Annotated in this window: 14 protein-coding genes; 6 read left to right on the top strand and 8 right to left on the bottom strand. The window is 43.8% G+C overall.

Annotation, left to right across the window (positions count from 1 at the left end):
• Positions 1-10 precede the first annotated feature (10 nt).
• From ACOSV2_RS12105 to motA, 4 genes are all read right to left on the bottom strand, one after another.
• Positions 11-1105, bottom strand: coding sequence for a carbohydrate kinase (locus tag ACOSV2_RS12105; protein ID WP_428975291.1), 1095 nt, complete (start codon positions 1103-1105; stop codon positions 11-13).
• A gap of 172 nt (positions 1106-1277) precedes the next feature.
• Positions 1278-2669, bottom strand: a complete 1392-nt coding sequence (locus tag ACOSV2_RS12100; protein WP_428975290.1) for an alanine/glycine:cation symporter family protein — start codon at positions 2667-2669, stop codon at positions 1278-1280.
• Positions 2670-3028: 359 nt separating this feature from the next.
• Positions 3029-3820, bottom strand: a complete 792-nt coding sequence (gene motB, locus ACOSV2_RS12095) for a flagellar motor protein MotB (RefSeq protein ID WP_428975289.1) — start codon at positions 3818-3820, stop codon at positions 3029-3031.
• Positions 3807-4598, bottom strand: a complete 792-nt coding sequence (motA, locus tag ACOSV2_RS12090) for a flagellar motor stator protein MotA (protein WP_113968680.1) — start codon at positions 4596-4598, stop codon at positions 3807-3809. Before motA ends, motB begins: the two co-directional genes overlap by 14 nt.
• A 177-nt stretch (positions 4599-4775) precedes the next feature.
• Between motA and ACOSV2_RS12085 the strand changes: the two genes are divergently transcribed.
• Positions 4776-6257, top strand: a complete 1482-nt coding sequence (locus ACOSV2_RS12085) for a methyl-accepting chemotaxis protein (RefSeq protein WP_428975288.1) — start codon at positions 4776-4778, stop codon at positions 6255-6257.
• 48 nt (positions 6258-6305) lie between these two features.
• On the top strand, positions 6306-6491 hold the full coding sequence (locus ACOSV2_RS12080; protein WP_113968678.1) for a histidine kinase: 186 nt from the start codon (positions 6306-6308) through the stop codon (positions 6489-6491).
• Positions 6492-6529: 38 nt separating this feature from the next.
• On the opposite strand, the gene ACOSV2_RS12075 is transcribed toward ACOSV2_RS12080, so the two are convergent.
• Positions 6530-6907 carry a DnaJ family domain-containing protein gene (locus ACOSV2_RS12075; protein WP_428975287.1) on the bottom strand — a complete coding sequence of 126 codons (378 nt, stop codon included), beginning with the start codon at positions 6905-6907 and terminating at the stop codon, positions 6530-6532.
• A gap of 203 nt (positions 6908-7110) precedes the next feature.
• On the opposite strand from ACOSV2_RS12075, the gene ACOSV2_RS12070 reads away from it, so the two are divergent.
• The gene (locus ACOSV2_RS12070; protein ID WP_181778065.1) at positions 7111-7281 is read left to right on the top strand and encodes a hypothetical protein; all 171 of its coding nucleotides are present in this window, start codon (positions 7111-7113) and stop codon (positions 7279-7281) included.
• A 164-nt stretch (positions 7282-7445) separates the two neighbouring features.
• Here the strand turns inward: ACOSV2_RS12070 and hmpA are convergent, their stop codons facing one another.
• A complete protein-coding gene (gene hmpA / locus ACOSV2_RS12065) occupies positions 7446-8660 on the bottom strand; it encodes an NO-inducible flavohemoprotein (protein WP_428975880.1) in 1215 nt (404 codons plus the stop codon).
• Between the two features lie 160 nt (positions 8661-8820).
• On the opposite strand from hmpA, the gene ACOSV2_RS12060 reads away from it, so the two are divergent.
• Positions 8821-9279, top strand: coding sequence for an RrF2 family transcriptional regulator (locus ACOSV2_RS12060; protein ID WP_428975286.1), 459 nt, complete (start codon positions 8821-8823; stop codon positions 9277-9279).
• Positions 9280-9427: 148 nt separating this feature from the next.
• Here the strand turns inward: ACOSV2_RS12060 and ACOSV2_RS12055 are convergent, their stop codons facing one another.
• Positions 9428-9820, bottom strand: coding sequence for a hypothetical protein (locus ACOSV2_RS12055; RefSeq protein ID WP_428975285.1), 393 nt, complete (start codon positions 9818-9820; stop codon positions 9428-9430).
• Between the two features lie 236 nt (positions 9821-10056).
• Here ACOSV2_RS12055 and ACOSV2_RS12050 point away from each other — a divergent pair, with 236 nt between their 5' ends.
• Entirely contained in the window at positions 10057-11289 is a 1233-nt protein-coding gene (locus ACOSV2_RS12050; RefSeq protein ID WP_428975284.1) for an aminopeptidase, read from the top strand.
• 294 nt (positions 11290-11583) lie between these two features.
• Here the strand turns inward: ACOSV2_RS12050 and ACOSV2_RS12045 are convergent, their stop codons facing one another.
• Positions 11584-12165 carry a DUF6944 family repetitive protein gene (locus tag ACOSV2_RS12045; protein ID WP_428975283.1) on the bottom strand — a complete coding sequence of 194 codons (582 nt, stop codon included), beginning with the start codon at positions 12163-12165 and terminating at the stop codon, positions 11584-11586.
• Between the two features lie 189 nt (positions 12166-12354).
• Between ACOSV2_RS12045 and ACOSV2_RS12040 the strand changes: the two genes are divergently transcribed.
• The gene (locus ACOSV2_RS12040; RefSeq protein WP_428975282.1) at positions 12355-13644 is read left to right on the top strand and encodes an MDR family MFS transporter; all 1290 of its coding nucleotides are present in this window, start codon (positions 12355-12357) and stop codon (positions 13642-13644) included.
• Positions 13645-13658 lie beyond the last annotated feature (14 nt).

Raw genomic sequence — 13658 nt, 5'->3', positions numbered from 1 at the left:
CCCCCTCTAACTAATAGAAAAGACTAAACTCTTGTTGAAGCTTCGTCTTGTTCAGCGTAGGTGCCACCGTAAATTTGGATTGCAGAGTGATCGACGAGCAGATCACCCCGATCCGGCAGGCACCGTCTGTATCGGATCCTTTTATATAACCAAATAATATTCCAGCGACAAGGGCATCCCCTGCACCGGTCACGTCAGCGACTTCAACCTTGGGAGGCAAAACGGCTCTCGCCTCTTTATAAGTAGTGTAATAGATTAATCCCTGATCTCCCCGGGTAATTACGACCCTTTCCGCCCCTCTTTGGGTAATGGCTTTGGCCGCTTTAAAATAGTCACCCTCTGTCTCAATTGTCATTCCTAAATACGTTTCCGCTTCCCCTTTGTTGCATATGAACCAAGAAACCCCTTCCAATGATGTTGGCAGCTTCAACACTTTCGGTTCAGAAACCGGAATGATCGTAAGAGGCACTCCCTCGGTTTGGCACCTGCGGATGATGTATTTAAGTACATCCTCTGGAAAATTGGTGTCGAGCAGCACCATTTCCGATGAAGAAATCAACCCCCATCTCTTATCAATAAAACCAATGTCAACGCTTTCATAAATGTTCATATCAGCCAGGGCAAACAGCATTTCCCCTTCTTCGTCCAGTATGGCGGAGTAAGCCCCGGTGCTTTCATTTAGAAGTCGCTGGGATGCCGATACATCGGCAAACGATTTCGTATGAGATAAAAGAAAGCTTCCTTCTGTATCTTCTCCAACCACCGTGATCAAATTGGCCTGTTTCCCTAAACGTCCTAAGTTCTCGGCAATATTGCGTGCCACACCACCACTGGATTGCTCTGTTTTCGCCGGGTTTGAGGTTTCAGGAATCAATTTCCCATTCAACTGAAGCTTGCGGTCGATATTGGCTCCCCCGATGCACGTGATCCCGTTTTTCTTTGGAAGAACATACGCACGCCCCATGATTTTTCCCTGTTTCACCAAATTCGAGATATATCCTGCAACGGCTGACCGTGACAATCCACTTCGCTCGGACAATTCCTGTTGAGTCATAAACGGATTTTCCTCAATATACGTCAACAAAAGCTTTTCTTTTTCGTTCACAAGCTCCCACCCCTATTAAGAAAAATGACTTTTGTTAATATTCTAAACTTTTGTTTAAATTTAGACAAGATGGAAACTTAAGGAAATCATTAATGTTTATTATCTAAAACGATGCAGGATAGAAAAACAAAAAAAGACTTGCTCTCCCTCTCGGAAAAACAAGTCTTTTGGACTATGATATCTTCTTTTCTTTTACCTTGCCAGTGTCTTTCAAGTAATACTCATCTGACGTAAAGAATTCATTTGTAAGTCTCTTCACTTCTTTACTTAGGAGAAGAACCGCAATGATATTCGGAATTAAGATCGCCGCAAGAGCCAAGTCAAGGAATTGCCAAATGACTTTTGCTGCTCCAACTGAACCAAGGACAATCGCAACCGTATAAACAATCTTGATCCCTTGAGCCGCTTTGTAGCCAAATAGGAACTCTGCCTGCTTTGCTCCATAAAAGACGATGACAATGATCGTCGATAGTACGAAGAAAATCAATGAAATCGTCACAAGGATACCACCAAATTCGCCGAAATAACTTGAGAAAGCCTCTGTTGTCAGTGCTGAAGGATCATCCAAAGCATTCTCAGCTGTCCAGACCCCTGAAGATAACACGACGAAGGCCGTAGCTGTACAAACGATGATGGTATCGATCACGATTCCAACAATCGCCCAAAGCCCCTGGCGAACAGGGTGATCGGTCTGTGCCGCTGCATGGGCAATCGGCGCCGTTCCAAGTCCGGCCTCATTGGAATACAATCCACGGGCAAATCCCCAACGGATTGTCTCAGCCACCGCTACCCCGGCGAACCCACCCATTGCAGACATGGGTTGAAATGCGTTCGACAGAATCAGACTGAAGAATTCCGGTACTGCATCGATATTCATAAATAGAATCACCAATGCGCTTCCTACATAGATCAAAGCCATGAACGGTACAAAGATTTCCGTTACTTTCCCAATACGCTTTATGCCACCAAATACGATTAATACAACGATGAGGGCAATGACAATGCCCGTGAAAAGTCCATCTACATTAAAGGTTTCCTCTACCGTTGATGCTACAGCATTCCCCTGCACCATCACACTTGGAATCAGCTCGATCATAAGGGCAAATGCAAACCATACACCGAGCCATCTCATGTTTAATCCTTTTGTCATGTAGTACATGGGACCGCCAACATATTCTCCCTTTTCGTTCTTCTCACGATAGCGAACCGCAAGTACACTCTCAGAAAACTTAAGGGCCATTCCAATTAAGGCAATCACCCACATCCAGAAGATGGCCCCCGGTCCACCAAACATGATCGCTGCCGGTACACCGACAATATTCGCGGCCCCGATGGTGGATGAAAGAGCCGACGTTAAGGCCTGCAACGGTGTCACCGTTCCTTCGCCTTTCGGCTTCTTAAAAACGCTCCCTATCGTTTGCTTAAATATGTAGAGAGGATAGCGAAATTGTATAAATTTCAATAAAAATGTCAGGTACAAACCCGTGGCACCCAGGACAATGATTAATGGAGGCCCCCATAACCATGCCGAAACTTTACCTATGATGTCAAAAAACGTATCCAATCGTGCTCCTCCTTTTTAGTAGAGGCAGTGGCTAAGGTTTGGAATAGTTGGGTGGGAAAGACGTAAATGAAATTGCAAAAATATGTATAATGCCTTCGTTCTCATATTGAGACCCCTGTTCCTGAAAAATTAGCCACAGCTTCTAAATGGTTTTTCAAACTTTTCCCTAAATTTGGTTGTGTGAAACATTTTATTTGAAAATGAAGAAGGATAAAGATTATTCAGTTGGTGAAAACCTATTTGATTGGGTTTCAGGAAGTGGTTTCCATTCGACAAAAACCGTTCATTTCCCTGGAAATACGGCAACTTCTGCCCAATAAAAAAATCTGCAGCCGAATTCTGACTGCAGATCCTGTTTCTTATTCTGATACCCTTGGCAGAATCAACACTTCCACCCGGCGGTTTTGTCCCCGGCCATCTGATGTAGCATTGTCGGCAATCGGTACGAATTCTCCAAATCCTTTAGCACTGAACCACTGGGGGTCAAGCTTAGGATTGTCCAAAATGATTTTCATGAAATTAACCGCCCGCATGACGCTTAGCTCCCAGTTTGAATCGTATTCCGCGTTGCTGATCGGCACGTTGTCCGTGTGACCGCTAATGATAATGTTCCGTGGAGGATTCATTTCAAGCAGTGCCGATAGTTCACCGGCCACGCTCAGGTCACTTCCTTGGACTATGGCTGATCCCGAGGCGAATAATACATTGTCCCGGATCGTGAGAAGTAATCCTTCATCAGTAAGCTTTGTGACGAATTGAGCTTCTAAATTATTCGTTTTGATATACTGATTGATTTTTCCCTGAATTCCCCTTAACTCTTCTTGATCCTTCAGGAAAGCCTGCTTTTCCAAATCTTCTTTCGTTAGTTCCTTCTCTTTTTCCTCTTCATTCCCTGCAGAGGATGCCTGTTTGCTTTCCTGATCGCTCGACTGCTGAGGAGCTACGGGACTGGGATACTCCATCATTCCCGTTCCTCCTGTGAAGATTTCACTAAATACCTGGGAAAGTTCCCTGAATTTTTGAGCGTCCACCGAGCTTGACGCATAAAGCACGATAAACAGGGCCAGTAGCAGGGTTAGCAAATCCGCGTAAGGTATCAGCCAGGACTCGTCCATATGCTCGTCTTCATGTTTCTTCTTACGCCGCCTCATCCTCATCCCCCTTTAACAACAATAATCGTTCACTTGCCGGTAAGTAGGATGCCAGCTTCTGTTCGATCACCCGTGGCGATTCTCCCTCGATGATCGACAGAATTCCTTCTACCATCATCATTTTCATCTGTACTTCACGCTTTGACTTACGCTTCAGCTTGTTGGCAAACGGGTGCCAGAGAACGTATCCCGTGAAAATACCGAGGAGCGTAGCAACGAAGGCCGCTGAAATGGCATAACCAAGTTCATCCGTATTGTCCATGTGACTGAGGGCCGCAATAAGTCCAATCACCGCTCCAAGTACGCCGAGGGTCGGTGCATAGGTCCCCGCTTGTGTGAAGATGAGCGCCCCGGCACTATGTCTCTCTTCCATGGCATCAATTTCTTCATGCAGCACATCCCGTATATAATCAGCGCTTTGTCCATCCACGGCTAATGAAAGTCCGTCCCTCAAAAAAAGGTCATCGACTTCCTGGGTTTTGGCTTCGAGTGCAAGCAGTCCTTCCTTTCGGGCAAGATCTGCTAATTGGGAGAAAAATTGAATCGTTTGTTTCGGGTCCTGCAGTTTTTGTTCTTTAAACAGTATGCCGAATAGCTTCGGTACTTTTTTAATTTCATGGGTTGGAAAGGCAATGGTCACCGCTGCCACTGTTCCAAGTAAAATAATCAAAATGGCTGCAGGGTTAAGCAAGGCAACAGGGCTTACTCCTTTGAAAACCATCCCCACTCCAACCGCTATCAATCCTAAAATGACTCCTATTAAAGACGTCTTATCCATCGATCGCTCCACCTTACTCTTCGTAGTCTACTACTAATATCGGATGAAACTTCTAATTATTGAGAGGAAAAAGCGTTCGAAATTTTCTCATAAATTACTGTAAACCGTTATAAAGAACAACCTTTTTTTGTCGATATATGTAATATATAGGTATTTATATTAAAGGAGAGAACCGTCATGACCCCAAAGCAATTAAAAGAAATCGATAGTAAAAGGAAAAATCTGCTGCTCCTGATCACCTATTCCATCAGCCTGGCAGCAGCCCTGACGTATTCCATCATAAATGAGTCAGGAATCATTACCGTAATCGTTTTCGCTTCACAGATTCTCTTTCTGTCCGCATACTTCATTGTGCTGCAATTAATATTGAAAAAACCACATTTCTTTGTTTATTTCAGCATTCCTACTGTTTATGCCATTATCGGAATCTGGCTGTTTTTAGAAGGGTCCAATCCGAATGAATTAGTCATCTTATTATTTTTGGCTGTCATCAGTGCGATTCATTTCAATCCAGTGATCTTTGGAATCGGTTACGGGTCCGGACTTGCCTTATTCATCTTAAATGGAGCTCTTGCTCCTGCAAACGACCCGATTTTCACAGAATTATTTGTTCCGGCTCTGCTTGTTTATGTACTATTGGGGACGGTCCTTGGAGTGGTGATTCATTTGAACCGCAATCAATTCAAGCAGCTTCAGGAATTCATCAAGATGACAGAAAGCGAGAGCATGAAAAAAGAAGAACAACGAAACTTTCTACAAAAAGAATTATCCACCATCTCTACAAGCATTCATCAAATCAACGAGCAGATTCAAACTCACCTCGTTTCACATGATGAAATGAGAACGGCCGTGAATGAAATATCAGCGGGAAGCGTCACACAGAGTGATCAGATTAACAACATTGCTGCCGTTTCCGAGACGACGATGAGTAAAATGGAGGAGGTTTCCAAGCTTTCAAACAACCTCACTGTCCATTCTACTCAAGCGAATTCCATTGCAGTTTCAGGCAGTGAGCGTGTCACTTACTTGCAGGAAAACATGATTGAGTTGAAAAATATCATTGAAGGCCTTCGTCAAACGTTCAGCGAATTAACAAGCAAAATAGAAGAAACGAATACGTTCATTGGAAGCATTCAAGACATTACGGATCAAACCAATCTGCTTGCTCTGAATGCGTCCATTGAAGCGGCGAGGGCAGGTGAAGCCGGGCGGGGATTCAGTATTGTGGCCGATGAAATTCGGAAACTGGCAGAGATTACACGAAACACAGCCACCCGCATTAACGACAATCTCGCTTCCGTTAATTCAGTGAACTCTTCTGCTGTCGAAATCATGAATCTCAGCTCAGAAAAGCTGGATGAAAATGTCGGAGCAACCGGTGAGGTAACAGATTATTTCACGACACTGCGTGAAAAGCTTGCTTCCTTGTCAAACGAGTTCAATACGTTAACCTCTACGGCATCAGAAGTAAGAGGCCAAACCGAAGAAGCTGAGCTATCGACGAAAGAGCTTGCAGCTGTCATTCAACAAACCTCTGCAGGACTTGAGGAAATCAGCGCTACCATTGAAACCCTTCATGGTGATAACCGCATGATTGCTCAATATGTTCAAGACACCGCTACAAGTGCGGAACGAATTCAACGAAGTGTCGAGGTGTAAAATATGATAAACTAAAAGCATCATTAGAGTACTAAAGGATGTGGCACCTTGAAACGAAGAATCATCATGATGATTCCCATCATGTTTATCGTAGCCGTGGTAGCAAATTGGATGCTCGGCAAAGGATACTCTGAAATTCCTTCCGAAGCCAAAACGATGATCATCATTGGAGCGGCACTCTTATCCGGAGTGATCTCATTCTTCTTATTTAAAGAGGAACCCCGGAAGAAATAAAGAAACACCACTTTCCTTTGTCGAAAGTGGTGTTTTCATTATTTCAGCAGCTTGTTTTCTATTTTATGATCATAATTTTTGAATAAAGAACCATTTGTATTGATTCTCTTCTTGGAAAGCATGGCGTTGTATTTCAGCATGTTTTCATTCAGATTCTTCTGCAGCTCCTGCTTCTCCAAGTCGTCATCGCATGCTTTGATCAAGTCTTCTATGCGCATCATTTCTTTTTTTACATTCATTTCATCCGTTGTATATCCGGCATTCTTCATCATCCGGTGAGCCATCTTCAACTCCTGGGGCACTCCTGAATCATCGTCTAAATGAAGAGGTTTACCGTAGCCCGGCAGCTCTTTAAACTCGCCCTCTTCATAAGCCTTCTTAATTCGTTGTTCAGATATGATCATCGAAAAATCCATCCATAACCCCTCCTGCTTCAAACTAAAGTGGACGCGGCTGGTCTTTGACGTATCAATTACTACCCACTTGTTACCATTAGTATATCCAAAAGACTCCAGGTCTGTATGTGTAAGATACGTCTATTTTCTGACAATTCCTCTTCACATATTTTCGTATGAGCTGGAAAAACTACCTGTATCACGGATGAAAAGGAGTGGCTTACATGGCACGTGGAAAATCGTTCGACTCAAAGAAAAAGGGACATCCAGGAAACTTCCCTCAGCATAGTGCACCAGAGGGGAAACACTCAGAAGACGCAGCCGGGGATGAAGAACTGATCGTGACCCAGGAAGCGTTTAAAAACCGGGTGGATGAGGACGAACATCGACTGTAAATACGAAAAACGCCAGGGCTTCCTGGCGTTTTTCTGTTTGATTGGCTGAACTCGGGACGAATCGCGACGGTGAAAGAGGCAAAAACTTAGTTTATTTTCAACTTTTCAATTTCGGCCTTTCAACTTTCTCACTTTATTTTCAAATCCAATCTCCGACCCGTTTATTAAACATTTACACTTTCCTTCTTCGATAAATCCATCGCTGGACCGAAGAATTCGAAGTGAATGTTCGATTCAGGAACTCCCATCTCTTTCAACGTAGAGATGACAGCTTTCATAAATGGTACCGGCCCGCATATATAGCATTCCGTTTCTCCATCGACATATTGGGAAAGGATCTCTTTGTTCACATATCCTTTAAAATGACCTTGAGATTCGTCACGGGGATTTTCGTAAACATAGCAAGCTTCCCCATTCATCAACTCGTTCATTAGACTGTCGACATCTGTTCTAAAGGCATGGATCCCCTCATGTTTGCTTGCATGAATAAAGGCAGTAGGTCTCTCCGGCTTCGTTCGCGCGACCGTTTCAAGCATACTCATCATAGGCGTGATTCCTACACCTCCGCTTATAAAGGCAACGGGTGATTCGCCATCCCCTAAATAGAAATCGCCGGCTGGTGCACTGACTTCAATCTCACTTCCTACGGCTGCTTTGTCATGCAAGAAATTAGACACCTTCCCTTTCGGATCGAATTCTGCTTCTCTTTTAACAGAAATTCTGAAGAGATTCTCCATAGGCGCACTTGATAAACTGTACTGACGGATATGGGTGAACTCTTCACCAGGGATCGTCACTCGTACAGAGATATATTGACCCGGCATGTAGGTTGGGACATTGCCCCCTTCTTTTGGTTGAAGATAGAAAGAAGTGATAACATCGCTCTCCACTACCTTTTTTGCGACTACAAACGGTTTAAAGTCTCTATATCCGGCGTCTTTGTTCTCCGTTTCTTTGTACATTTCTTCTTCTACATCAATAAATACTCCGGCGATGACACCGTATGCTTCTCCCCACGCTTCAATGATCTCATCTGTCGCTGCGTCTCCAAGAACTTGTTTGATGGCTTGAAGTAAATGCTCTCCAACAATCGGATAATGCTCCGGCTTAACCCCTAAACTTCTATGCTTGTGAGCGATTTGCTTTACAACCGGCAGAATCATCTCGAGCTTATCAATATTCTGTGCAGCTGCATACACTGTATTGGCTAATGCGGTTTGCTGTCTTCCCTTTTTTTGATTGGCATGATTGAAGATATTTAGTAGTTCCGGATGATTAGTAAATAAATTTTTATAAAAAGTGGACGTAATTTCCGTTCCTTTGACTTCTAACACAGGTGCAGTTGATTTCACGATTTCAATGGTTTTTTGAGATAGCATTTTGGTCACCTCGAAGATATATTTTGAATACATCTTTAGGGTACTCCTCTTTTTTTTATAAAGCAATATATAAAATACATCTTTAACAAAACAGCCACATTTAGACACAAACATGCTTCCTTCTGTATAATAAAAATAACGGATTGGAAAGGTGAGATAAATGAGACTAACTTTATACACTGACTACTCACTGAGAGTCCTGATCTTCCTGGCTTCAAAACCAAAAGAGGAACTCTCTAATATAAAAGAAATCGCTGATGCCTACAGCATCTCAAAGAATCACCTGATGAAAGTGACGTATGAACTGGGGAAAAACGGTCTGATTGAAACAATCCGCGGCAGGAACGGCGGTATCAAACTGGCACAATCCCCAGAAGATATAAATATCGGAAAACTCGTCCGAACCACAGAAGAGGACTTCCATCTTGTCGAATGTTTTGACGCCAATAATAATAACTGCGTCATCACTCCCGTCTGCGGATTAAAGCATGTCCTCGGCAAAGCGTTAAATGCCTATCTCTCTGTCCTTGACGAATACACCCTGGCCGATTTGATCCAAAACCCGATGGACTACCGGTTCTTGTTTCAAGAGCAACAGCAGGATGAAGCGTCAACTTAGGTATAAAAACTCCTCTCCATTTCGATGGGGAGGAGTTTTTTTGTGGAGTGGAGCAGTTTTCGATCAGATTGTACCTGGTACAACTTATCCACAAATCCCTCACACCCCATACCAAAAAGCCTGTTTTCCAACGAAAACAGGCCATCTCTTACTTCTTGCTCTCACTATATTTAAATGTCATGAACACGAATAGGAAAAAGCTGAGTAATAACGTGCTTCCTCCTACTATATAGAAGACCATCGTGAAGCTTGCCGGAAGGTTGAATGGATTTAAGTTGTACATCCACATTCCGACAGTTAATCCAAGCGAACCGATAATTGCCGTCCATACGTGGGCAAATGCCAGTTTAGAAGATTTCGGTACTTGATAGGAACGATAGTAGGATGAAAATGCAAATAAGCTTAACCAGCCGACTACTAAAATATGAGCATGTATGGGCTTAAATGCATACGATCCGGCTCCTGCCATGTGAGACCCAAGAAATGCTCCAATAAACCCATAGATGGCGGACATTCGTAATAAAAGGACATTCCACGGCACTGTTTCTTCCCCCTTTTTTATCTGGAGTCTTGCTTCAATCATTATAGTATAGTTGCCCCTTGGTTTGCTATGTTTCTTGTTTGGATGCCACAGAACGTTCATTTTCATCGTGCACGAAACAAATACTTTTCCATACTTTCGCATACGATAGAAAGATGGGTGTAAACACTTGCAAACGGTGTCCGCACTGATACAATAAGAATGTAATAGAACATTCTGAAAAAAGGAGAATACATATGTCTAATTTCCAACAAAATCTTGAGAAATACGCAAGTCTTGCTGTTGAAGTCGGCGTCAATGTTCAAAAGGGTCAGACCCTGGTCATCAACACTTCCATCGATTCGGCAGAATTTGTCCGCTTAGTGGTAAAGAAAGCCTATGAAGTTGGGGCTAAGCATGTCTACGTCAACTGGAATGATGATGTGGTAAACCGTACGAAATATGATCTTGCTCCAGACGAAGCATTCCAGGAGTTCCCTCAATGGAAAGCAAGAGAAGTCGAAGAGCTTGCTGAAGGCGGAGCTGCCTTCATGAGCATCGTATCTTCAAGCCCTGATTTGCTTAAAGGGGTAGATCCAGATCGTATCTCAAACTTCCAAAAGGTAGCTGGAAAAGCAATGTCCAAATACCGTCAATTCATTCAATCGGACAAAGTAAGCTGGTGCGTACTGGCCGCTCCTTCTAAAGATTGGGCTGCAAAAGTATTCCCGGATGCTTCTGAAGAAGAGCAAGTGGACCTACTTTGGGAGGCCATCTTCAAAGCCGTCCGTGCCGACCAGGCTGACCCTGTCCAGGCATGGAAGGATCACGACGCAAACCTGCACGAAAAAGTGGAATACCTGAATGACAAAAACTACAAAAAGCTGCACTACACGGCACCGGGGACGGACCTTACGATCGAGCTTCCTCAAGGTCACCTGTGGGTAGGAGCTGGAAGTGTGAACGAGCAAGGAACCACTTTCATGGCGAACATGCCCACGGAAGAAGTATTCACGGTTCCATTAAAAACTGGTGTGAACGGAACAGTATCAAGCACGAAACCACTCAGCTACGGTGGAAATGTGATTGACAACTTTACGATTACATTTGAAAACGGCCGCATTGTAAACGTTAAGGCAGAAGAAGGCGAAGAAATCCTGAAGCGCCTTGTGGATACAGATGAAGGATCTCATTACCTTGGGGAAATCGCCCTTGTTCCTCATCAATCCCCAATCTCTCAATCGAACGTGTTATTCTACAACACATTATTCGATGAGAACGCATCCAATCACCTTGCGATCGGAAATGCCTACGCATTCTGTATCGAAGGCGGAAAGAAAATGAGTGAAGAAGAGCTTGAGAAAAACGGCTTGAACAATAGTATCACTCACGTTGATTTCATGATCGGCTCTGACAAAATGAACATCGATGGAGTGAAAGAAGACGGCTCGACTGAAGCCGTATTCCGCGATGGCGGTTGGGCCTTTTAAGATTTAGCTGTGTGGGATCCCAGAAGGTGGTTTGGCTGCCTTTTGGGATTTTTTTATGGAGATGAGGTCGGGCATGGGATAGGATCGTTTGACTGAGCGCTCAATCTATTGTAAGTAAATGGAAAAAGGCGCAATTATCGAAATTTTGACGCATAAATTTGAAAAAAGACACATAAATCAAAATAAAGACGCAATCCTTTCCCTTTCAACCGGTGTATCCTTCTCCCATCTACCTTCCCTTCATCATGTTATGAGTCCATTTTCGAAAAAATTCTCCTCTTTCGGTCAAAAAGCTCACCCATACTGCTTCGTCAACGCAATGGCTGCAATCGTCGCTCCGGCTGCCTGGGCATAACTTCCGAACGCAGTAATTTGTAAGCCGATTTCTTTATTTCCCTTAAGAATATACAACTCTCCCACCCCTTCAAGTGCGGCACCCAGAGATTGAATGGTATTTCCCGTTGCAAGTAGATCTGAGAATTCAAGATTAATAAGGGTTGCTCCGTAAGCTTCAAGTGCGGAACCGATGGATTGAGAGGTATCCCCTAATATATCAAGATTCAATCCTTCCTCTTCTCTACCTGCAAGTTGGAGCTCAGCGGCCACTACATTTGTGACGTTTCCAGATGACTGGATCCAGTCTCCTACAATTCTTAATGTTTCTCCTTCCGAGCCGTCGGAAAGCTTTTCAGCGCCTACCGCCTGCAATGAGTTTCCTGCTGCTTCAATGCCATTCCCGATGGAGACTAACCGAAATCCGAGTCGCTCCTGATTAAGCCGCTCCTCTCGTAGAACCATGGTTTCTCCAATTGCTGCAATCACCGTTCCGATCACCTGCGTCCATGCACCGGTAATAAGGATAAGCCTATCGATCACCTCCACCCACCGTTCCTTTCCCTTTCAATACTTTTAATGTATTCAGAAAGGAGGAAATGGTATCTTTTAGACGCCTCTTTTGCATGAGTAAATATTTTGTAAATACCAGTAAATCAGTCTTGTTTATTTTGTCCTATCGAGCTATGATATTCTAGTTCATCTAGCGTTTCATCGAGGGGAGGAATATAGATGAGAATTAGAGATTGGGACCGTAATTTAAAGGTTCGGCTGTTTGGGGAAGCAGCGATTAACATTACCTTCTGGATGTTCTTTCCGTTTTTGACGATTTATTTCACAGAATCATTCGGAAAGCAGACGGCAGGATTACTATTGGTTCTCTCGCAAGTGTTTGCCGTACTCGCAAACCTGATGGGAGGCTATTGTGCGGACCGCTTTGGCCGTAAGCGAATGATGGTCATTTCGGCCTTTGGACAAGGCTTTGCTTTTTTAATCTTTGGACTGGCCAGTTCACCTTGGCTCGATTCAGCTATGATTGGCTTTATCTGTTTTAGTTTAGTAGGGGTATTTGGATCGTTTTATTGGCCTGCAAGTCAGGCCATGGTGGCCGATGTAGTGGATGAAAAGGACCGCAGTCATGTGTTTGCCGTCTTTTACACATCCATTAATATTGCCGTGGTGGTCGGCCCGATACTAGGTGGGATTTTCTATGTTCATTACCGCTTCGAGCTTTTAATTGCCGCTGCGCTTATTTGCATGCTCTTAGCTCTTCTTTTATATAAAATGACGAGAGAAACTGCACCTACAGACACTAGTAAGCTATTAGTGACAGAAGGAAAAAAGAAAGTCTGGCATAGTGTGATAGCAGATCAAATGAAGGATTATAGTGTTATTTTTAAAGACAAAACGTTTTTATTATTTATTTTAGCCGGAGTCCTGGTAGGTCAAACGTTCATGCAATTGGACCTCCTGATTCCTGTATATATTAAAGATGTCGTCGATCAGGCCACATTGTTCAGCTTCGGGGACTGGTCATTGACCCTTGTGAGTGAGCAGGTATTCGGATTAATTTTATCTGAAAATGGATTCCTGGTGGCCCTTCTTACGGTGGTCATCACGAGATGGATCACGAAATTCCGTGAGCGTAATGTGTTCATCCTATCCTCCGTCATCTACGCCGTTTCAATCTTTATGTTTGGACAAACGAGCTCGGTCTGGATGTTCGTGTTTGCCATGGCGGTGTTCACATTCGCAGAGCTCATGACAGCGGGTATCCAGCAAAGCTTCGTTTCAAAGCTTGCTCCGGATCATATGCGGGGGCAGTACTTTGCTGCAGCCAGCCTGCGCTTTACAGTTGCGAGAACGATCGCACCTCTTTCCATCACTCTATCACTTTATGTAGGATACGATTGGACGTTTATCATCCTGTCGATACTTGCGCTGGTGAGTGCGGGACTCTTCTTCATCATGTTCGAGCGCTTTGAAAAAGAAGAACTGGAATTGAAGAAAGCTGTTCAATAAAAAGGAATGATCCG

It is taken from the genome of Rossellomorea sp. DUT-2, from assembly GCF_052665285.1.
This window is presented reverse-complemented; position numbering and strand designations above follow the sequence as displayed.